The 20,090-nt window shown below is 72.2% G+C and carries 18 protein-coding genes and 1 tRNA gene; 7 read left to right on the top strand and 12 right to left on the bottom strand.

Annotated features, from left to right (window positions below; translation table 11 throughout):
* The first annotated feature begins 147 nt into the window (after positions 1 to 147).
* Positions 148 to 918, top strand: coding sequence for a response regulator transcription factor (locus tag QFZ58_RS22005; protein ID WP_307126623.1), 771 nt, complete (start codon positions 148 to 150; stop codon positions 916 to 918).
* On the opposite strand, the gene QFZ58_RS22010 is transcribed toward QFZ58_RS22005, so the two are convergent.
* Positions 877 to 1,374, bottom strand: a complete 498-nt coding sequence (locus QFZ58_RS22010; RefSeq protein ID WP_307126624.1) for a MarR family winged helix-turn-helix transcriptional regulator — start codon at positions 1,372 to 1,374, stop codon at positions 877 to 879. The two genes, QFZ58_RS22005 and QFZ58_RS22010, sit on opposite strands and share 42 nt — an antisense overlap.
* A gap of 88 nt (positions 1,375 to 1,462) precedes the next feature.
* Here QFZ58_RS22010 and QFZ58_RS22015 point away from each other — a divergent pair, with 88 nt between their 5' ends.
* Positions 1,463 to 2,260 (top strand): trans-aconitate 2-methyltransferase, encoded by a 798-nt coding sequence (locus tag QFZ58_RS22015; protein ID WP_307126625.1) that lies wholly within the window; start codon positions 1,463 to 1,465, stop codon positions 2,258 to 2,260.
* A 91-nt stretch (positions 2,261 to 2,351) separates the two neighbouring features.
* Here the strand turns inward: QFZ58_RS22015 and QFZ58_RS22020 are convergent, their stop codons facing one another.
* Positions 2,352 to 3,038, bottom strand: a complete 687-nt coding sequence (locus tag QFZ58_RS22020) for a TetR/AcrR family transcriptional regulator (protein WP_307126626.1) — start codon at positions 3,036 to 3,038, stop codon at positions 2,352 to 2,354.
* On the bottom strand, positions 3,035 to 4,018 hold the full coding sequence (locus QFZ58_RS22025) for a fatty acid desaturase (protein ID WP_307126627.1): 984 nt from the start codon (positions 4,016 to 4,018) through the stop codon (positions 3,035 to 3,037). The genes QFZ58_RS22020 and QFZ58_RS22025 overlap by 4 nt, the downstream gene beginning before the upstream one ends.
* Positions 4,019 to 4,333: 315 nt before the next feature.
* Between QFZ58_RS22025 and ppc the strand changes: the two genes are divergently transcribed.
* Positions 4,334 to 7,063 (top strand): phosphoenolpyruvate carboxylase, encoded by a 2,730-nt coding sequence (ppc, locus tag QFZ58_RS22030; RefSeq protein WP_307126628.1) that lies wholly within the window; start codon positions 4,334 to 4,336, stop codon positions 7,061 to 7,063.
* A gap of 33 nt (positions 7,064 to 7,096) precedes the next feature.
* Here ppc and QFZ58_RS22035 read toward each other — a convergent pair whose 3' ends face one another.
* The 6 genes from QFZ58_RS22035 to QFZ58_RS22060 all read right to left on the bottom strand — a co-directional run bounded on the left by QFZ58_RS22035 (position 7,097) and on the right by QFZ58_RS22060 (position 11,895).
* Positions 7,097 to 7,567 (bottom strand): hypothetical protein, encoded by a 471-nt coding sequence (locus QFZ58_RS22035; protein ID WP_307126629.1) that lies wholly within the window; start codon positions 7,565 to 7,567, stop codon positions 7,097 to 7,099.
* 75 nt (positions 7,568 to 7,642) lie between these two features.
* Positions 7,643 to 8,236, bottom strand: coding sequence for an aminoacyl-tRNA hydrolase (gene pth, locus QFZ58_RS22040; protein WP_307126630.1), 594 nt, complete (start codon positions 8,234 to 8,236; stop codon positions 7,643 to 7,645).
* A gap of 106 nt (positions 8,237 to 8,342) precedes the next feature.
* Positions 8,343 to 8,930 (bottom strand): 50S ribosomal protein L25/general stress protein Ctc, encoded by a 588-nt coding sequence (locus tag QFZ58_RS22045; RefSeq protein WP_307126631.1) that lies wholly within the window; start codon positions 8,928 to 8,930, stop codon positions 8,343 to 8,345.
* 194 nt (positions 8,931 to 9,124) lie between these two features.
* Entirely contained in the window at positions 9,125 to 10,105 is a 981-nt protein-coding gene (locus QFZ58_RS22050; protein WP_307126632.1) for a ribose-phosphate diphosphokinase, read from the bottom strand.
* A 119-nt stretch (positions 10,106 to 10,224) separates the two neighbouring features.
* Entirely contained in the window at positions 10,225 to 11,673 is a 1,449-nt protein-coding gene (glmU, locus tag QFZ58_RS22055; RefSeq protein WP_307126633.1) for a bifunctional UDP-N-acetylglucosamine diphosphorylase/glucosamine-1-phosphate N-acetyltransferase GlmU, read from the bottom strand.
* A 151-nt stretch (positions 11,674 to 11,824) separates the two neighbouring features.
* A tRNA-Gln gene (locus QFZ58_RS22060) sits at positions 11,825 to 11,895 on the bottom strand.
* Positions 11,896 to 12,149: 254 nt separating this feature from the next.
* Here QFZ58_RS22060 and QFZ58_RS22065 point away from each other — a divergent pair.
* Positions 12,150 to 13,472: a sensor histidine kinase gene (locus QFZ58_RS22065; RefSeq protein WP_307126634.1), complete on the top strand. Its 1,323-nt coding sequence runs from the start codon at positions 12,150 to 12,152 to the stop codon at positions 13,470 to 13,472.
* Between the two features lie 129 nt (positions 13,473 to 13,601).
* Here QFZ58_RS22065 and QFZ58_RS22070 read toward each other — a convergent pair whose 3' ends face one another.
* Positions 13,602 to 14,120 (bottom strand): SUKH-3 domain-containing protein, encoded by a 519-nt coding sequence (locus QFZ58_RS22070; protein ID WP_307126635.1) that lies wholly within the window; start codon positions 14,118 to 14,120, stop codon positions 13,602 to 13,604.
* Positions 14,121 to 14,130: 10 nt separating this feature from the next.
* Entirely contained in the window at positions 14,131 to 14,655 is a 525-nt protein-coding gene (locus tag QFZ58_RS22075) for a YwqJ-related putative deaminase (RefSeq protein ID WP_307126636.1), read from the bottom strand.
* Between the two features lie 237 nt (positions 14,656 to 14,892).
* Between QFZ58_RS22075 and QFZ58_RS22080 the strand changes: the two genes are divergently transcribed.
* From QFZ58_RS22080 to QFZ58_RS22090, 3 genes are all read left to right on the top strand, one after another.
* Positions 14,893 to 15,870 (top strand): SMI1/KNR4 family protein, encoded by a 978-nt coding sequence (locus QFZ58_RS22080; protein ID WP_307126637.1) that lies wholly within the window; start codon positions 14,893 to 14,895, stop codon positions 15,868 to 15,870.
* A gap of 5 nt (positions 15,871 to 15,875) precedes the next feature.
* Positions 15,876 to 18,410, top strand: a complete 2,535-nt coding sequence (locus QFZ58_RS22085; RefSeq protein WP_373428669.1) for an SUKH-4 family immunity protein — start codon at positions 15,876 to 15,878, stop codon at positions 18,408 to 18,410.
* 203 nt (positions 18,411 to 18,613) lie between these two features.
* The gene (locus tag QFZ58_RS22090) at positions 18,614 to 19,519 is read left to right on the top strand and encodes a cellulose-binding protein (RefSeq protein ID WP_307126639.1); all 906 of its coding nucleotides are present in this window, start codon (positions 18,614 to 18,616) and stop codon (positions 19,517 to 19,519) included.
* A 96-nt stretch (positions 19,520 to 19,615) separates the two neighbouring features.
* Here the strand turns inward: QFZ58_RS22090 and QFZ58_RS22095 are convergent, their stop codons facing one another.
* Positions 19,616 to 20,071: a MarR family winged helix-turn-helix transcriptional regulator gene (locus tag QFZ58_RS22095; RefSeq protein WP_307126640.1), complete on the bottom strand. Its 456-nt coding sequence runs from the start codon at positions 20,069 to 20,071 to the stop codon at positions 19,616 to 19,618.
* Positions 20,072 to 20,090: the final 19 nt, after the last annotated feature.

Consider the following 20,090-nt stretch of genomic DNA (forward strand, 5'->3'; position numbering starts at 1 on the left):
GCCCGGACGGGTGGCGGTCGGCGCGCGGCGGCGGCCGTGGGCGCGGGTCGCCTCGGCGCTCCGGGCGCCGTGTCCGCAGCGGTCCGTCCCCGGCGGGGCAGGCCGCACGGGGCGCCCCAGGAGCTGACGCAGCTTGGGGGGTTGTCTGTGGCTCGTATCCGGGTTCTGGTGGTCGACGACCACCGCATTTTTGCCGAATCCCTCGCGGCGGCGCTGGCCGCGGAACCGGACGTCGACGTGTCGGCGGCGGGCAGTGGTCCCGCCGCGCTGCGGTGTCTGGAGCGCGCGGCGGCAGAGGGGCGCCACTACGACGTGATGCTGGTCGACGCCGAGCTGGGCATCCTGCCCACGGGCGGGGTGCCCGCCGTCCCCGCACCGCGGGCACCGGAGGGACACGGGCAGGCGGACGGCATCTCGCTGGTCGCCGGGGTGCGCGCGGGCCGGCCGTCGATGCGCACGGTGGTGCTCGCCGAGAGGGACGACCCGCGCCGTGCCGCGCTGGCGCTGCAGGCGGGCGCGTCGGGGTGGGTCGCCAAGGACTGTTCGCTGCAGCGGCTGCTGACGGTCGTCCGGGGCGTGCTGCGCGACGAGACGCATCTGCCGGCCGCCCTGCTGACGGGCGTCCTGCGCGAGCTGACCGCGGCCCGCAAGCACCGCACCGAGAGCGAGCAACTGGTCGAGTCCCTGACCCCCCGTGAGCGCGAGGTGCTGCGCTGCATGGTGGCGGGCCTGGGCCGCAAGGCGGTCGCGGAGCGGCTCTTCCTCTCGCCGCACACGGTGCGTACGCACATGCAGAACGTACTGGGCAAGCTGGGCGTCCACTCGACGCTGGCCGCGGTCGCACTGGCCCGGCGGGCCGGTGTGGGGCCGGCGGCCCTAACCGGGGATGTTGTCGAACGGGGCGGTCAACTGGCGTAGCAGCCCCGCCAGTTCGGCGCGCTGCCGGGGGGAGAGCTCGCCGAGGATGGTGCGCTCCTGTGCGAGCAGGCCGGCCAGCGACTGGTCGGCCCTGTCACGGCCCCGGTCGGTCAGCCGCACGAGGACGCCGCGGCGGTCACTCGGGTCGGGCAGCCGCTCGACGAGATTCTTCTTGGTGAGCCGGTCGATGCGGTTCGTCATCGTGCCCGACGTGACCAGGGTCTGGGTGAGGAGCTGGCCGGGGGAGAGCTGGTACGGTGCGCCGGCGCGACGCAGTGACGTCAGGACGTCGAATTCCCAGGGCTCCAGATCGTGCTCGGTGAAGGCGATCCGGCGGGCCCGGTCGAGGTGACGGGCCAGGCGCGAGACGCGGCTCAGGACCTCGAGTGGTTCCACGTCGAGGTCGGGGCGCTCGCGGCGCCATGCAGCGACCAGTCGGTCGACCTCGTCCTCCATGTCGATCAGTGTAAAGGGTCCCTCGACATGAAGTCTCTTGAATTCAAGTGTCTTGACATCAAGATATTATTCCGGTGATCCTGGGAGGATGACCGCACCCCTCTGGGATCCGCAGCAGTACCTGCGTCACGCGGACCACCGCACCCGGCCCTTCCTCGACCTCCTGGCCCGGATCGGGCCCCTGCCCCATGATCCCGCCCCCCGTATCGCCGACCTCGGCTGCGGCGCGGGCAACGTCACGGCCCTGCTCGCCGAGCACCGGCCCGGGGCCCGCGTCACCGGGTACGACACCTCCCCCCAGATGCTCGAACGGGCCCGCGCCCACGCCGGACCCCGCCTGGACTTCGCCGAGGCCGACGCCGCGACCTGGGTACCGGGGGAGCCGTACGACCTCATCGTCTCCAACGCCCTGCTCCAATGGGTCCCCGGCCACGCCGACCGCTTCCCCGCATGGCTGGACGCCCTCACCCCCGGCGGCGTCCTCGCCTTCCAGGTCCCCGGCAACTTCGACGCCCCCAGTCACACCCTCATGCGGGAACTGGCCGGGACACCGCGCTGGCGCGGGCGCCTCGGCGGCCTGCTGCGTCACGACGACGCGGTCCTCGCCCCGGCGGAGTACCTGCGGCACCTCACCGCCCCCGGCCGTACGGCCGACGTCTGGGAGACCACCTACCTGCACCTGCTCCAGGGGGAGGACGCCGTCCTGGACTGGGTGAAGGGCACCGGTCTGCGCCCCGTCCTGACCGCGCTCGCCGACGACCCCGGGGCCCGGGACGCCTTCGTCAGCTCCTACCGCGACCTGCTGCGCACCGCCTACCCGGCGGGCCCGCACGGCACGGTCTTCCCGTTCCGCCGAATCTTCGCCGTGGTCCGCGTCGCCGGGTGAGCCTCCGGCCGGTGTCGCCGCGCGTCGGGTGAGCCTCCGGCCGGTGTCGCCGCGCGCCGGGTGCGGCCATGGGGTGCCGGCGTGACCGCGGTCAGCTCCTGCGGTGGCCTATCAGCCGGGGCTTCGACTCCAGATTCTCCAGCCCGTGCCACGCCAGGTTCACCAGGTGCGCGGCGACCTCCGCCTTCTTGGGCTTGCGGACGTCCAGCCACCACTGGCCGGTCAGCGCCACCATGCCGACCAGTGCCTGCGCGTACAGCGGCGCCAGCTTCGGGTCGAAGCCGCGGGCCTTGAACTCCAGGCCCAGGATGTCCTCGACCTGCGTCGCGATGTCGCTGATCAGCGACGCGAACGTTCCCGTGGACTGTGCGACCGGCGAGTCCCGGACCAGGATCCGGAACCCGTCCGTATACGTCTCGATGTAGTCGAGCAGTGCGAAAGCCGCCTGCTCCAGGAGCTCGCGGGGATGGCCCGCCGTGAGGGCGCCGGTCACCAGGTCGAGCAACTGGCGCATCTCGCGGTCGACCACGACCGCGTACAGCCCCTCCTTGCCGCCGAAGTGCTCGTACACGACCGGCTTGGACACTCCGGCGCGGGCCGCGATCTCCTCGACCGAGGTGCCCTCGAAACCCTTGTCGGCGAACAAGGTGCGGCCGATGTCCAGCAGTTGCTCGCGGCGCTCCTTGCCGGTCATCCGGACCCGCCGGGTCCGGCGGGTGGGGGCTGGTCTGCTCTTCTCACCGCTTGTGCTTCCGTCGGTCGCCACGTCGTCAATCATGCAGGGTCGGCAGTGGCGGACTTGCGCCGGGAGGCGATACGGGTGGCGTCGGGCCAGCGCACGTCGTGCGCCCAGCCCAGCTTCTCGAACCAGCGGATCAGCCGGGCGCTGGAGTCGATCTGGCCCTTGAGCACACCGTGTCGTGCGCTCGTCGGGTCGGCGTGGTGCAGGTTGTGCCAGGACTCGCCGCACGAGAGGACCGCCAGCCACCACACGTTCCCCGACCGGTCCCGGGACTTGAAGGGCCGCTTGCCGACCGCGTGACAGATCGAGTTGATCGACCAGGTCACGTGGTGCAGCAGCGCGACCCGGACCAGCGAGCCCCAGAAGAACGCGGTGAACGCACCCCACCAGGACATGGTCACCAGTCCGCCGACCAGCGGCGGAATGGCCAGCGAGGCGATGGTGAAGGTGAGGAAGTGGCGGGAGATGGCTCGGATGGCCGGGTCCCGGACCAGGTCCGGGGCGTACTTCTTCTGCGGGGTCTGCTCCTCGTTGAACATCCAGCCGATGTGCGCCCACCACAGCCCTTTCAGCAGCGCCGGGAGGTCGTCGCCGAACCGCCAGGGCGAGTGCGGGTCGCCCTCGGCGTCGGAGAACCTGTGGTGTTTGCGGTGGTCGGCCACCCAGCGCACCAGCGGGCCCTCGACCGCCATCGACCCCGCGACGGCGAGGGCGATGCGCAGGGGACGCCTGGCCTTGAAGGAGCCGTGGGTGAAGTAGCGGTGGAAACCGATCGTCACGCCGTGGCAGCCCCAGTAGTACATGACGACCAGCAGGCCCAGGTCGAGCCAGCTGACACCACGTCCCCATGCCAGCGGGACGGCCGCGACCAGGGCCGCGAACGGCACGACGATGAACAGCAGGAGCGCGATCTGCTCGATCGACCGCTTGTTGTCGCCGCCGAGCGTGGCGGAGGCGGGTGTAGTCGCGTCGGCCGCCGTCGGGCCGTCGTCGATCACATCGGGGCGGGTAGGCATCGACTGTCTCCCGTGGAGTGAGGAAATATGACGAAATTACCGGACTACGCTTCCGTAACCTACGGCAACGTAAGTATGGCAGCGAGGTGACCCGCGACACGAGAGCGCCGCCGCCGGAACCCTTGCGGGACCCGGTCCGCGCCACCCCTGTCGAATACCCCCCAGGGCAGCGAGCACGCCGGAGCCCCGGACACCTATCCTGGGTGGGTCGGACAGCGCGGTCCGCACTCTGCTTTCCCGGGGTGACGTCAGCACCGCGACGGCCCCGGACCCCCTGTGACAGAAGTGCTCAACCACTGCAAGGAGCCGCACACTGTGAGCAGTGCCGACCAGACACCTGCCGCCAGCGCCGAGCTGCGCGCGGACATCCGCCGCCTCGGCGATCTGCTGGGCGAGACCCTCGTACGCCAGGAAGGCCAGGAGCTCCTCGACCTCGTCGAGCGCGTCCGCGCCCTGACCCGCACCGACGGCGAGGCCGCCGCAGCACTCCTGGGCGACACGGATCTGGAGACCGCCGCACAGCTCGTGCGCGCCTTCTCCACCTACTTCCACCTCGCCAACGTCACCGAGCAGGTCCACCGCGCCCACGAGATGCGCGACCGCCGGGCCGCCGAGGGCGGGCTCCTCGCCCGCACCGCCGACCGCCTCAAGGACGCCGACCCCGAGCACCTGCGCGAGACCGTCAAGAACCTCAACGTACGGCCCGTCTTCACCGCTCACCCCACCGAAGCCGCCCGCCGCTCCGTGCTCAACAAGCTCCGCCGGATCGCCGAGCTCCTCGACACCCCCGTCATCCAGGCCGACCGCCGCCGCCAGGACCTGCGGCTCGCGGAGAACATCGACCTGATCTGGCAGACGGACGAGCTCCGCGTCGTACGCCCCGAGCCGGCCGACGAGGCCCGCAACGCCATCTACTACCTCGACGAGCTGCACGCCGACGCCGTCGGCGACGTCCTGGAGGACCTCGCCGCCGAACTCGAACGTGTCGGCGTCGAACTTCCCGCGGGCACCCGCCCCCTCACCTTCGGCACCTGGATCGGCGGCGACCGCGACGGCAACCCCAACGTGACGCCCGCCGTCACCTGGGACGTGCTGATCCTCCAGCACGAGCACGGCATCACCGACGCCCTCGAACTCATCGACTACCTGCGCGGACTGCTCTCCAACTCCATCCGCTACACCGGAGCCACCGACGAGCTCCTCACCTCCCTCCAGGCGGACCTGGAGCGCCTCCCCGAGATCAGTCCCCGCTACAAGCGGCTGAACGCCGAGGAGCCCTACCGGCTCAAGGCCACCTGCATCCGGCAGAAGCTCGTCAACACCCGCGAGCGCCTCGCCACCGGCACCCCCCACCGCCCCGGTTGCGACTACCTCGGCACCGCCGAGCTCATCGCGGACCTGGTCCTGATCCAGACCTCGCTGCGCGAGCACCGCGGCGGTCTCTTCGCCGACGGCCGCATGGACCGCACCATCCGGACGCTCTCCGCGTTCGGCCTGCAGCTCGCCACCATGGACGTGCGCGAACACGCCGACGCCCACCACCACGCCCTCGGCCAGCTGTTCGACCGGCTCGGCGAGGAATCCTGGCGCTACGCCGACATGCCCCGCGAGTACCGGCAGAAGCTCCTGGCCAAGGAACTCCGCTCCCGTCGTCCCCTCGCCCCGACCCCCGCCCCGCTCGACGCCGCGGGTGAGAAGACCCTCGGCGTTTTCCACACCATCAAGCAGGCCTTCGAGCGCTTCGGTCCCGAGGTCATCGAGTCCTACATCATCTCGATGTGCCAGGGCGCCGACGACGTCTTCGCCGCGGCCGTCCTCGCCCGCGAGGCCGGGCTCATCGACCTCCACGGCGGCTGGGCCAAGATCGGCATCGTGCCGCTCCTGGAGACCACCGACGAGCTCCGCGCCGCCGACGTCATCCTCGACGAGATGCTCGCGGACCCGTCCTACCGCCGTCTCGTCTCCCTGCGCGGAGACGTCCAGGAGGTCATGCTCGGCTACTCCGACTCCTCCAAGTTCGGCGGCATCACGACCTCCCAGTGGGAGATCCACCGCGCCCAGCGCCGGCTCCGCGACGTGGCCCACCGCTACGGCGTACGCCTGCGCCTCTTCCACGGCCGCGGCGGCACCGTCGGCCGAGGCGGCGGCCCCTCGCACGACGCGATCCTCGCGCAGCCCTGGGGCACGCTGGAGGGCGAGATCAAGGTGACCGAACAGGGCGAGGTCATCTCCGACAAGTACCTCATCCCCGCGCTCGCCCGCGAGAACCTGGAACTGACCGTCGCGGCCACGCTCCAGGCCTCCGCGCTGCACACCGCGCCCCGCCAGTCCGACGAGGCGCTCGCCCGCTGGGACGCCGCCATGGACACGGTCTCCGACGCCGCCCACGCCGCCTACCGCAAGCTCGTCGAAGACCCGGACCTGCCCGCGTACTTCCTCGCCTCCACCCCGGTGGACCAGCTCGCCGACCTGCACCTGGGCTCGCGGCCCTCCCGCCGCCCCGGCTCGGGCGTCTCGCTCGACGGACTCCGCGCCATCCCGTGGGTCTTCGGCTGGACCCAGTCACGGCAGATCGTCCCCGGCTGGTTCGGCGTCGGCTCCGGCCTCAAGGCACTCCGCGAAGCCGGCCTCGGCACCGTCCTCGAAGAAATGCACGGACAGTGGCACTTCTTCCAGAACTTCATCTCCAACGTCGAGATGACCCTCGCCAAGACCGACCTGCGCATCGCCCAGCACTACGTCGACACCCTCGTCCCCGACGAGCTCAAGCACGTCTTCGACGTCATCCGGGCCGAGCACGACCTCACCGTGCAGGAAGTCCTCAAGGTCACCGGAGGCAAGGAACTCCTCGGCACCAGCCCGGTGCTGCAGCAGACCTTCGCGATCCGCGACGCCTACCTGGACCCGATCTCCTACCTCCAGGTGTCCCTGCTCGCCCGCCAGCGCCAGGCGGCCGAGCGCGGCGAGGAAGCCGACCCGCTCCTCGCCCGCGCCCTGCTGCTCACCGTCAACGGCGTCGCGGCAGGCCTGCGCAACACCGGCTGACCCCCGGCGCAGACATGCGCGGGTGCGGTCCTGTCACAGGGCGACGAACGTCGCCGCGAGCAGGGCCGCACCCGCGATGCCCGCGCCCCAGGCCGTCCGGGGCATCCGCAGCCCGCCGCCGATCAGCAGAGCGGCCAGTACCAGCGCACCGCCGAACGGCAGCCACGCGTGCAGGAACCCCGGCGCCCCGGTGCGCACGACCTCACCGGTCCCGGGTTTCACCACGACGGGGAAGCGGTCGCCCTTGCGCACCGCGACGGACCGCTCGATGGTCACACCGGGCCGCTCCCGCGACTCCGCGTCCGGAGCGAACGACCCCGTGCACACGTCCTCACCGCATCCGGTGACGGCCATCGTGCCGTGTTCGCGGCCCTTGGACAGCACGATGTGGTGCGCCGTGTCCCACGACGCCCAGACACCCGCGACCAGCAGCAACAGGACGACACAGCCCGCGGCGAACGAACGGCCGTGGGCCAGCAGCCGGTGGGAGGAGCTCCGCTTCATGGGGGCCGATCTTTGGGCAGAGCTGTGCCCTCGGTCAACCTGTGGCTGAAAAAGACCCGGGAACCAGAGGGAATGTCAGGAGTTGTACGTGGACTGGGCCCGCTCGAGCCCGTCCGCCAGCAACGACTCCACGGCGTCCGCCGCCCGGTCCACCAGGTAGGCCAGCTCCTTGCGCTCCGTGCCCGAGAAATCCTTCAGCACGAAGTCCGCCACCTGCATCCGCCCCGGTGGCCGGCCGATGCCGAACCGCACCCGGTGGTAGTCCGGGCCCATCGCCTTCGTCATCGACTTCAGCCCGTTGTGCCCGTTGTCACCGCCGCCCAGCTTCAGCCGCAGCATGCCGAAGTCGATGTCCAACTCGTCGTGGACGGCCACGACGTGGTCCGTGGGCACCTTGTAGAAGTCCCGCAGAGCGGTGACCGGCCCCCCGGACAGGTTCATGTACGACATCGGCTTGGCCAGCACCACACGGCGGCTCAGCGGCCCGGGCGGGCCCATCCGGCCCTCCAGGACCTGTGCCTGCGCCTTCGGCGCGCGCTTGAACTTCCCGCCGATCCGCTCCGCCAGCAGATCGGCGACCATGAACCCGGCGTTGTGCCGGTTCGCGGCGTACTCGGGACCGGGGTTGCCGAGGCCCACGATCAGCCAGGGGTCGGTGGCGTCGGACATCTGCGCTCGGTCTCCTCGCGTTCGGACCAGTCGTGACAGGGAAACGGGGCGGCGGGACCCCCGGAAGGGAACCGCCACCCCGTCAGTGAAGCAGGTGGGGCGAGGCTCAGGCCTCGGTGCCCTCGGCCTCGGCGCCCTCGGCGCTCGGCTCCTCGGCCTGCGCGGAGACGACCTGGAGCACGACGGCGTCCTCGTCGCCGGCCAGCACCGAACCGGACGGCAGCGGGACGTCCTTGGCGAGGATCGAGTCACCGGCGTCGAGACCGGCGATGGAGACCGTGACGGACTCGGGGATGTGGGTGGCCTCGGCCTCGACGAGCAGCGTGTTCTGCACGTACTCCAGGAGGTTGCCGCCCGGGGCGAGCTCGCCCTCGACGTGCACCGCGATCTCGACCTCGACCTTTTCGCCGCGCGTCACGGTCAGCAGGTCGACGTGCTCGATGTTGCCCTTGATGGCGTTGCGCTGGACGGCCTTCGGGATGACCAGGGCGTCCTTGCCGTCGATCTCGAGACCGATCAGGACGTTGGCGGTGCGGAGCGCCAGAAGCAGCTCGTGACCCGGGAGGGAGATGTGGACCGGCTCGGCACCGTGGCCGTAGACGACCCCGGGGACCAGGTTGGCACGACGCGTACGGCGGGCGGCGCCCTTGCCGAACTCGGTACGGACCTCTGCGGCGAGCTTGATCTCGGCCATGATGCACTCCTCGTAAGGTGAAAGAAGACTGTTGGTCACCCGGCCCACGACAGGCCTGCTACGAAGAGCGCGTCGATAACGGACCGCCGCACCAACAGGTACGGCCTCCCTCGCCGAGCAACTCGCTGAGTCTACCCGCCGGGGAGGCCGCACCCAAGTGGATCACCCGCAGGTGACCCACCGCCGTCCTGTTCCTAGTCGCCCTGCTCCTCGAAGAGGCTCGTCACCGAACCGTCCTCGAAGACCTCCCGGACCGCACGAGCGATCGTCGGGGCGATGGACAGCACCGTGATCTTGTCGATCTCCAGCTCGCCCGGGGTCGGCAGGGTGTCCGTGAAGACGAACTCGCTCACCTTGGAGTTCTTCAGACGGTCCGCGGCGGGGCCGGACAGCACACCGTGCGTCGCCGTCACGATGACGTCCTCCGCACCGTGCGCGAACAGGGCGTCGGCGGCGGCGCAGATCGTGCCGCCCGTATCGATCATGTCGTCCACCAGGACGCACACCCGGCCCTCGACGTTACCGACCACCTCGTGGACGCTGACCTGGTTCGGCACGTCCTTGTCGCGGCGCTTGTGGACGATCGCCAGCGGCGCGTCCAGGCGGTCGCACCAGCGGTCGGCGACGCGCACCCGGCCGGCGTCCGGCGAGACGATCGTCAGCTTCGAGCGGTCGACCTTGGCACCGACGTAGTCGGCCAGTATCGGCAGCGCGAAAAGGTGGTCGACCGGGCCGTCGAAGAAGCCCTGGATCTGGTCCGTGTGCAGGTCGACGGTCAGGATGCGGTCGGCACCCGCCGTCTTCATCAGGTCCGCGACCATGCGGGCCGAGATCGGCTCGCGGCCGCGGTGCTTCTTGTCCTGGCGGGCGTAGCCGTAGAACGGCACGATCACCGTGATGGAGCGGGCGGACGCGCGCTTGAGCGCGTCCAGCATGATCAGCTGCTCCATGATCCACTTGTTGATCGGAGCCGTGTGGCTCTGGATCAGGAAGCAGTCTGCACCGCGGGCGGACTCCTGGAACCGCACGTAGATCTCGCCGTTGGCGAAATCGAAGGCCTTCGTCGGCACGAGGCCGACACCCAGCTGATGTGCGACCTCCTCGGCCAGCTCGGGGTGGGCGCGGCCGGAGAAGAACATCAGTTTCTTCTCGCCGGTCGTCTTGATCCCGGTCACAGCACAGTCTCCTCAGACGTGTATCTGGCCCCGCGCGCAGGTGTCCCGATGTGCGACGAGCCAGCCGAAATGGGTGAGCATCTATCACGGTACGCCGCCTCGGGCGCACCTGTTTCCGGTCAGCTTTCGCCGCCGGCCTCCTGGGTGGCGGCCTGGGCCGCCTGTGCCGCCGCACTGCCGGGACGCTTGCGCGCCACCCAGCCCTCGATATTCCGCTGCTGGCCCCGTGCGACGGCGAGCGAGCCGGCGGGCACGTCCTTGGTGATGACCGAACCGGCCGCGGTGTAAACGCCGTCCCCGACCGTGACAGGCGCCACAAACATATTGTCCGAGCCGGTCCGGCAGTGTGACCCGATCGTCGTGTGGTGTTTGGCGACGCCGTCGTAGTTCACGAAGACGCTCGCCGCACCGATGTTCGTGTGGTCGCCGATCGTGGCGTCGCCCACGTAGCTCAGGTGGGGGACCTTGGTGCCCTCGCCGATCGTGGCGTTCTTCATCTCCACGTACGTACCGGCCTTCGACCTCGCGCCCAGCCGCGTTCCCGGCCGCAGATAGGCGAACGGGCCGACCGTCGCGCCCGGGCCCACCTCGGCCCCGTCCGCGACCGTGTTGTCCACGCGTGCGCCGGCGTGCACCACGGTGTCCGTGAGGCGTGTGTTCGGGCCGACCTCGGCGTCCTCCGCCAGATGCGTCGTTCCCAGCAGCTGCGTCCCCGGGTGCACGACCGCGTCACGCTCGTACGTCACCGTCACGTCGATCTGTGTCGACGCCGGGTCCACCACCGTGACGCCCGCCAGCATGGCGCGCTCCAGCAGCCGCTCGTTGAGCAGCCGCCGGGCCTCGGCCAGCTGGAGCCGGTTGTTGATGCCGAGGATCTCCCGGTGGTCACCGGCGATCGAGGCGCCGACGCGGTGACCCGCCTCGCGCAGGATCGACAGCACGTCGGTGAGGTACTCCTCGCCCTGGCTGTTGTCGGTGCGGACCTTGCCGAGCGCGTCGCGCAGGAGCCGTCCGTCGAAGGCGAACACCCCGGAGTTGATCTCCCGGATCGCGCGCTGCGCGACGGTGGCGTCCTTGTGTTCGACGATCTCGGTGACCGCCCCGGTGGCCGCGTCGCGGACGATCCGGCCGTAACCGGTGGCGTCCGGGACCTCGGCGGTCAGCACGGTGACGGCGTTGGAGTCGGCGGCGTGGGTGGCGGCGAGCGCGGAGAGGGTCTCTCCGGAGAGCAGCGGGGTGTCCCCGCAGACGACGATCACGGTGCCCTCGACCGTGCCGCCGAGCTCCTCCAGCCCCATCCGGACGGCGTGCCCGGTGCCGTTCTGCTCGGCCTGGTAGGCGGTGCGTACGGGGGCGTCCCCGGCGGAGAGGTGGGCGGTGACCTGCTCGCTCGCGTGTCCGACGACCACGACGAGGTGCTGGGGGTCGAGCTCACGGGAGGCGGCGACGACATGTCCGACGAGCGAGCGCCCGGAGATCTCGTGCAGGACCTTGGGCGTCTTCGACTTCATGCGGGTGCCCTCACCCGCTGCGAGGACGACGACGGCGGCCGGGGAGGCGACGCTCACGGATATGCCCTTCGGCTTCGGGTGGTGGACACCCGCAGGATACCGGGGGTGTTTCCGGTCGAAACGAGCGCGGGCCCCGACCGGAACGAGCGCGGGCCCCGACCGGTGAGGTCGGGGCCCGGACGCGGTACGGCTCCTGCCGGCGCCGAAGCTCCCCTGCCAGGACTCGAACCCGGACAAATGGCACCAAAAGCCACTGTGCTGCCATTACACCACAGGGGACTGCACGGTCTGTCGGACCGGACATCTCACCGGCCCTCGATACGGCACCCAACACTATGCCGTACCAGGTGCCCTCCACGCGACGCCGCTGTCCGGGTGCTTCGCTGCGCCGGACGCTCCGCAACGCTGGTGCGGCACGCCCCCGTTCCCCACGGCGGACCGGCACCGCGGAGCCTTCTGCGCCGCGGCCGGTCGCTTTCCGTGCTGTCGGACTCCCCGGAAAATCAGGTGCGCCCGCCCGTAGGCTGGACGCCATGACCGCAACGGGGGCAGACCGGGAGGCGGCGGGATCGACCACCCGCGGCTACTGGTGGTGGGAAAGGCGACGCGGTGTCGCCCTGGACGTAGGACTGGCGCTGTTCTCGGCGCTCGAGTGCGCGCTGGAGGGGGTGGAGTTCGCCGGGGACACCGGGCTGCCGGTGCCGGTCGGCGTGGTCTTCGGGCTGGTGGCGGGGTCGGTCCTCCTGCTGCGCCGGCGCTGGCCGATCGCCGTGGTGCTGGTGTCGATAGCGACGACGCCCGCCGAGATGGGCTTCCTGATGGGGCTCGTCGGCCTGTACACGCTCGCCGCCTCGGAGGTGCCGCGCAGGATCACCGTCGCGCTGGCGGGGATGACGCTCGTCGGCACGTTCGTCGTCTCCTACGTACGGCTGAGGCAGAGCGTGGACGCCCATGCCGACTTCGGGCCGGGTGTCTGGTACATCCCGGTCGTGTCCCTCTTCATGTCGCTGGGACTGACGGCGCCGTCCGTGCTCCTGGGCCTGTACATCGGGGCCAGGCGCCGGCTCATGGAGAGCCTGCGGGAGCGGGCGGACTCGCTGGAGCGGGAGCTGTCGCTCCTGGCCGACCGGGCCGAGGAACGGGCCGAGTGGGCGCGTACGGAGGAGCGGACCCGGATCGCGCGGGAGATGCACGACGTCGTCGCGCACCGGGTCAGCCTCATGGTGGTGCACGCGGCGGCGCTCCAGGTGGTGGCACCCAAGGACCCGGCGAAGGCGGTCCGCAACGCGGCGCTCGTGGGCGACATGGGCCGGCAGGCGCTGACGGAACTCCGGGAGATGCTCGGGGTGCTGCGCAGTGGCGACGCGCTCGTGGCCCCGTCCGACGGCCAGGTGCCGCTCGCCACGGTGGGCCGGGTCGCCGCTGCTGCGGCTGCCGCCGAGCCCGCGGAGGACGGGCCCCGCCTGTGCGAGGTCGAGGCGCTGGTGGCGCAGTCCCGGGAGGCGGGGATGACGGTGGAGCTGTCCGTGGACGGCGAGCTGCGCCCGTACGCCCCCGAGGTGGAGCAGACGGCGTACCGGGTGGTGCAGGAGGCGTTGACGAACGTGCACAAGCACGCGGCGGGCGCCAGGACGTGGGTACGGCTGGCGCACCGGGACGCGGAGGTCGCGATGCAGGTGGAGAACGGGCCGACCGACGGGGCCACGGCGGACGCGGGGCTGCCGAGCGGGGGGAACGGCCTGGTGGGGATGCGGGAGCGGGTGCTGGGGCTCGGCGGCGTGTTCGTGTCCGGGCCGACGGAGGCGGGTGGCTTCCGGGTGTCGGCGGTCCTGCCGGACGCCGGGGCGGCCGCGTGACGGACACGGGCTGGGCTGCGCCGCGGCCGGCCGCGTAACGGCGTGGCGGGCGGCCTGACGGCGTGCCGGGGCGGTGGCGATGCCCGGGCGGTGCGGGTGTGGCGCCCGGCGGGTGCGGGGCCCTCGCGTTCAGCCCGAGGTGAGCCGCTCCGGCTGTACCCCGGTGACGAGCGCCTCCAGGGCGCGGTCGATGTCCGACCCGAGGTACCAGTCACCCGTGTGATCGATGGAGTAGACGCGTCCCTCGATGTCGATGGCGAGTACCGCCTGTCCGTCCCCTTCTTCGCCGAGCGGTGCGACCTCGGTCCGGAGGGCGCGTCCCAGATCGCCGAGCGTGCGCGCCAGGTGCAGACCGCTCAGCGGGTCGATGCGCACGGCGGCCGGTGCGATCTGCCGGCCCGGCGCGGAGCCGGTGATGCGCAGGCCGCCGAACTCGGCCCAGGCTTCGACGGCCGCGGGGAAGACGGCGTGCTGGTGTCCGGCGGGCGAGGCGTGGGAGCGCAGGGCGTCGGCCCATTCCTCGGCCTGGCGGATGTTCCAGCGCCCAGGCTGCCAGCCGGCCTCCCGCAGCGCCGCGTCGAGGGGCACGGCGAAGCGGGTGGAGGACGTGCGGTCGTGCTGGGCGGGTACGGCGGCTCGGTCGTGCATGGTGTGGTGCTCAGCCCTTCTCGGCGGTGGTCACCGCGCCGGGGGTGGTGAGGTCGACGGGGCGTACGCCGAAGTGGGCGAGCATCGCCGTACAGGACCGGCAGGGGGGTGCGTAGCTGCCGTGGAGCGGGTCGCCGTCCTCGCGGATGCGCCGGGCGGTGAGCCGGGAGTGCTTGAGGACCCGGCGGGCTTCGCCGTTGGTCAGCGGTTTGCGCTGGGCGCGCTTGGAGCGGCTGCTGTCGGCGGAGGTGAGTTGCCGGGAGAGCAGTATCGCTTCGGGGCATCGCCCGGTGAAGCGTTCGCGCTGGCCGCTGGTGAGGGTGTCGAGGAAGTCCTGCACGAGTGGGTGCAGGACCGGTGGCTGGTCACCCTTGCCCGCCGTGCAGGTCAGTGTCTCTCCGCGTACGGACAGAGCTGCGGCCACGGCCGGCAGGATGCCGTCGCGGCGGTGGTGGAGCTGGGGCGTACGGCTGAGCTCGGTGGCGCGCCAGCTGAGACGTGGATCTCCGGACGTGACTGTTTGTGCACTGTGCATGGTGCGGACTTCCCTCCCTGCAATCCCCCGAGTTGCGGGGACAGCCTGCCAAATGTGCAGGGTGGTGGGGAAGCTGGGGCGGTGAAACGTGTGTGCGTGTCGCGATCCGGTGGCCCGGGCGTGGCACGTCCGTCACGCGTCGGTGACGTTCGGTGAGGGGTACCGCAGGGGCGGGAGCCGCTGTCGCGGCACCGCATAGGCTGTGCGGAACACCGGACGCAGCAGGGGGCAACCGCCATGACGACAGGTCGGCTCGGGCAGCAAGCCGCGCCACCGAACGCGGCCTACGCCGGGCAGGTCGTGCACTTCCCGGACCCGGTCCGGGCGTCCCGCCACCCCAGAGGTGTGCGGGTGGACGCGAACGGCCATCCGGATCTTTCGCCGTACGCGCGTGCCGCCGCGGAGATCGCCGACCCCCCTCCGGGCTTCGGGATCGACGAGCTGCGGCTGACGGACTACGTGTCGGCCAACGCGGCGATGGCGGCGAGCGGTCACGAGCTGTGGGACACGATCCCGGCGGTGGCGACTCCGCACGGATGGACGTGGCACCACGTGGCCGGTGGCCGGCGGATGGAGCTCGTCCCCGTCGAGGTGAAGGCGCTCCTGCGTCACCACGGTGGGCTGGCGACGACTCCGGTGGACCAGGACCGGCGGGGTACGCGGCCGTTGCAGGAGACGCGGCCGGCCCACTTCCGGCTGCCGAAGGGTGCCGTGGCGGTCGGTGAGCAGCAGGTCCTGGGCGTCGAGGAGGACCTCGGCTACCGGCTGCCCGGTGCGTACCGTTCCTTCCTGAAGGCGGCCGGCGGTTCGGCTCCGGTGGGCGCCGCCCTGGACGCGGAGCTCGGTCTGCTGATCGACCAGCCGTTCTTCACGGTGCGCGAGGAAGCCGCCGTGAACGACCTGGTGTACGTCAACAAGTGTCTGCGGGACCATTTCACGAAGGACTACCTGGGCGTCGCTTTCGTCCAGGGCGGCATCGTCGCGGTGAAGGTGCGCGGCAGCGACGTGGGGTCGGTGTGGTTCTGCGCGTACGACGACGCGCGGGACCGGGACGGCTGGGGTGTGCAGGAGCGCGTGGAGCGGCTCCTGCTGCCCTGCGGCGAGGATTTCGACGCCTTCCTCCAGCGTCTGGCGGGTAACCCCCCGGAGCTGGAGACGGTGGCGAACCTGATGGTGGACGGTGGCTTCGCGCGCGCCGTCCCGGTGGAGGGGTGAGCGCGTTGGTGACCTTCGCGCAGGCGCAGGAGCGGGCGGACGAGTGGGTCAACGGTGACGTGCCCGCCTATCAGCACCGTGAGGTGCGGGTCCGTGAATTCGAACTGGGTTTCGTGGTGTGGGCCGAGGACCGCGCGGAGGGTCCCGTCTCGGACGGCGGCCGTCAGCGGCTGGTGATCGCCCGCGACAGCGGTGAGGCCACGTTGTGGCCGGGGCTGCCGGTGGGTGAGGTGATCCGGCGGTACGAGGAGGAGTACGGGGCGCCGGAGGGAGTCGCGCCCGCCGCTCCCGAGCCGCCGCAGCGTATCGATCTGAATCAGACGTCGTTCCTGTTGAGCCCGCCCGAGTGGCTGCAGGAGGCGGCGGACAAGCTGGGCATCCCGGACCGGCGCGCGGAGGCGGGTACGGACCCGGCCGCCGATGCGCCGTCGGTCCCGGCTCCGGCGCCGGGTCCGGCCCCTGCCCCGGCTGCTGCCCCGGCTGCTGCCCCGGTGCCTGCTCCTTCCGTGGCCTCCGCATCCGGCGCCGCCCCGCCTTCCGGGGCGACCCCGTGGCCGGCTGCGGGCGGGCGGCCCGACCACGAGCCCACGGCTTCGGACGGCGTCCCCGCCGACGCGACCCCCTGGGCGGGTACGGACACCAACGCGGGGACGGACGACGGCGGAGTGCCGCTGCCTGCGACGGTGTTCGCGCCGCCGCTGTCCGGGTCGGACGACGACGGGACCCCTCCGCCCGCGGTGTCGGCCGAGGCGCCCACGGCGCTGATGTCGGGGGGCAGCGGGCTGCCCCGGACGGCGGTCGTCCCCGGGTTGGACGCCCAGCCCGGTGGTCCGGGCGCGCCCGCGCCGGGGATCCCCGCCGGTGCCGCTCCCGGGCGCGATGCCCGGGACATCGCGGACGCCGCCACCAGTAAGGCCGTGGTGCCGCCGCGTGGCGCGCGCGGGACCGGGCCCAGCGCTCCGCCGCCGCCGGGGGCACCGGGCACTCCCGGGCTCCGGCCGGGTGCCACTCCGCCGCCGTCGGGACCGGGTGCGCCCGGTGCGCCGGCCGGCGGGTACCTCCCGACCCAGCTCGTCTCGCAGCTCGACGGGCCCGGTGCGCCGGCCGCTCCGCGGCCTCCCGGTCCGCCCGGTCCGCCGGGACCTCCCGGCCCTCCCGGAGGCACGCCGCCCCCTGGAGGCGGGATGCATCACGCGGCCACGATGTTCGCCGACGCGAGCATCGGCGGCCCGAACGCGCCGCGGCCCCCGGGCCCTCCCGGCGCCCCGGGTGTCCCGCAGCCTCCCGGTCCGCCCGGCCCTCCCGGTGTCCCTGGTTCCACGCCGCCTCCCGGTCCGCCGGCCCCTCCGGGTCCGCCCGGTTCCACGCCGCCTCCCGGTGGCGGGGTGCACCATGCGGCGACGATGCTCGCGGGTCCGGCGCAGGGGGTGCCCGGTGCGCCCCAGCCGCCCGGTCCTCCGGGACCTCCCGGTGCTCCCGGCATGTCGGGTCCTCCCGCTCCTCCCGGGACGCCGGGGCCGCACACGCCGCCTCCCGCGTACGGCTACCCGCAGCAGCCCCCGGGGCAGCCGACGGTCGGCCCGGGCTACCAGGCCGTCCTGCGCTTCCGGGCGCCCGACGGCAGTGAGCAGCAGCTGATCCGCCGTTCGGCGCCGGGTACCCCGCACCCCGAGTGGCAGATGCTGCACGAGTTGCGTGCGATGAACGTGCCGCCGCAGCAGGTCATCGAGCTGCACACCGAGCTCGAGTCGTGCGAGCTGCCGGGTGGTTACTGCGCGCGGATGATCCGGGAGACCTGGCCGCAGGTGCGGATCACCAGCGTCGCTCCGTACGGCACCGATCACGCGAGCCGGCAGCAGGGCATGCAGCATCTGCTGACGCACCAGGGTGAGCTGCACCAGGTCGCCGACGGTCCGGCGCGGCCGGCTCCGGTACGGGCGCCGCTGCCGCAGATGCCGCCGGCGACGGCCCTGCCGCCGGAGGCACTGGCGGAGGAGATGCTCGGAGCTTTCGGTCCTCAGGGCGTGCTGCGGTTCGACCAGCGGGCGGTGTCGCGTCAGGGTGTGCCGGAGGTCGTGGCGCGGACGCTGGTCTGGGCGGGTCTGCCGGCCGACTTCGGGCCGTTCTTCTGGGCGCAGCCGGGACACCCCGTGGTGCCGACGCTGGCCGAGCTGGCGGCGCAGCGCCGGCTGCAGCCGGCCTCGGACGCGGGTTCGTACCTCGTGATGGGGTCCGACTTCGGCCGGGCGATCTGTGTCCAGTACGGGACGGCGAACATCGTCGCCGTCCCGGTGGAGGCGGGCCCCGGCGGGCAGCCGGTGCCGCCGCAGTTCGTCAACACGGGACTGCCGGAGTTCGTGCGGTCGATGGCGTTGCTGGGCCGGATGTGGCGGCTGCGGTTCGGGCTGACTCCGGAGCAGGCGGGCCGCTGGACCGTCGATTTCCAGGCGCAGTTGGTGGCGCTCGACCCGGCCGCGCTGTCGTCGCCGGAGAGCTGGTGGTCGGTCCTGCTGGAACAGATGTGGGACGGGCTGCTCTGATCCTGCCCCCTTGTGCGCACGGCGCCCGGTCTCCGGAGGGGCCGGGTGCCATCCGCGCGCGGGGGGCGTACCGGTGGTCTGTGACGCCCGTCGCTTCCGTCCTGAAAGCGGCTGATCGATTCCGACTTCCGGGCCAATTGCCGCATCCTTGGCGTATTGCTTGATGGTCGGGCGGTCGGAGAGCGGGAAAGAGGGCTTCAGGGATGAGTGGTGGTCCGGTGTCCGGGCACGGTTTCGTCGGTGTACGGGGACGTGGTTACCGTCCTGAGCAGGTGGACCGCGCCGTGGCCGCGCTGTCGGCGGAGCGGGACCGGGCCCGGGAGCGGCTGACCCGGCTGTCGGTCGTGGCCGAGGAGCTGACGGCCGAGGCGGCGCGACTGCGTGAGGTGGTGGCCTCCCTCGCGCCGCAGACGTACGTCTCGCTGGGGGAACGGGCGCAGCAGATCCTGGCGCTCGCCGAGGCCGAGGCGGAGGCGGCCAGGGGTGCGGCCCTGGAGGAGGCGCAGGAGCTGAGGGACGCGGCGGACGCGGCCGGCCGGGCGGTCCGTGAGGCGGCGCGTGAGGCGGCGGGGGCCGTGCGGGCGTCCGCCGACGCGCAGGCGGAAGGCGTGCTGGCCGAGGCGCGGGACACGGCCGGCGCGCTGGTGGCCGAGGCGCGTCAGGAGGCCGGCGCCGTGCGCGCGGCGGCGGAGGAGCAGATGGCGGAGACGCGCCGTCGTACGGCGGGTGTGCTGGCCCACCAGGAGCAGGAGCACGCCGAGCGGACCAAGGCCGCGGAGAGCGGGATCGCGTCGGCCGAGGCCGCGGCGGCGGCCCGTGAGGCGGAGCTGACGGCCCGGGCGGAGGCGGTGCTGGAGCGGGCGCGGCGGGAGCTCGCCGAGGCGGAGGAGACTGCCCGTCATGTCCAGGAGGATGCCGAGGCGCGGGCGGCGGAACTCCTCGCGGGGGCCAGGATCGCCGAGGAGCGGGTGGTCCGGGAGACGGAACGGATCCTGCGGGAGCACGAGGAAGGCCGCGAGGAGGTGCAGGCGCACATGGCGCACGTGCGCAACTCGCTGGCGGCGCTCACGGGGCGCCCGGTGCCTGACCGGCAGCCCGCGGAGGACTGACGGGCTCCCGGGGAGGGCCGGCCGGAGCCCGCGGGGAGGTGGCGGGCTGGTGGGGACGGTCCACGGCGGCCTGCGGGAGGCCCTCGGGCATCCGCCTCACGGGCGCGGCCAGGGCCGCATGGAGAGGTGCTCGATGTCGGTGTTGAAGCGTTTGAGGTAGCCGGCGAAGGCGGCGATGTCCTCGTCCGGCCACTCCTTCATGACGCGGTCCAAGGACCGGACCACGCGCTCGCGCTCCTCGTCGAGGAGGTGGGCGCCCTTCTCGGTGATGCGGAACTTGCGGGCCATGCCGCCCTGCGGGTCGGCGATGCGCTCGGCGAGTCCGGCGCGCACCGCGGCGGCGGTCTGGCGGTTGAGGGTGGACGCGTCGAGTCCGAACGCGTCGCTCAACTCGCCGATGGACATCGGCCCTTGCACCCGTATCCGGCTCAGGAGTATGTAGGCGCTCCGTTCCAGGAGGGCGCTCCTGTGGCGTCCGCCTCGGTGGTACGCGAGTTCGTGACGCCCGAGCAGCATCTGTTCGTACTCGACCTCGTAGGTGGGCCTGGCCATGGGGTGTCGCCTCCTGCTC

Origin of the sequence: Streptomyces sp. B1I3 (assembly GCF_030816615.1) — a bacterium.
Taxonomy (GTDB): domain Bacteria; phylum Actinomycetota; class Actinomycetes; order Streptomycetales; family Streptomycetaceae; genus Streptomyces.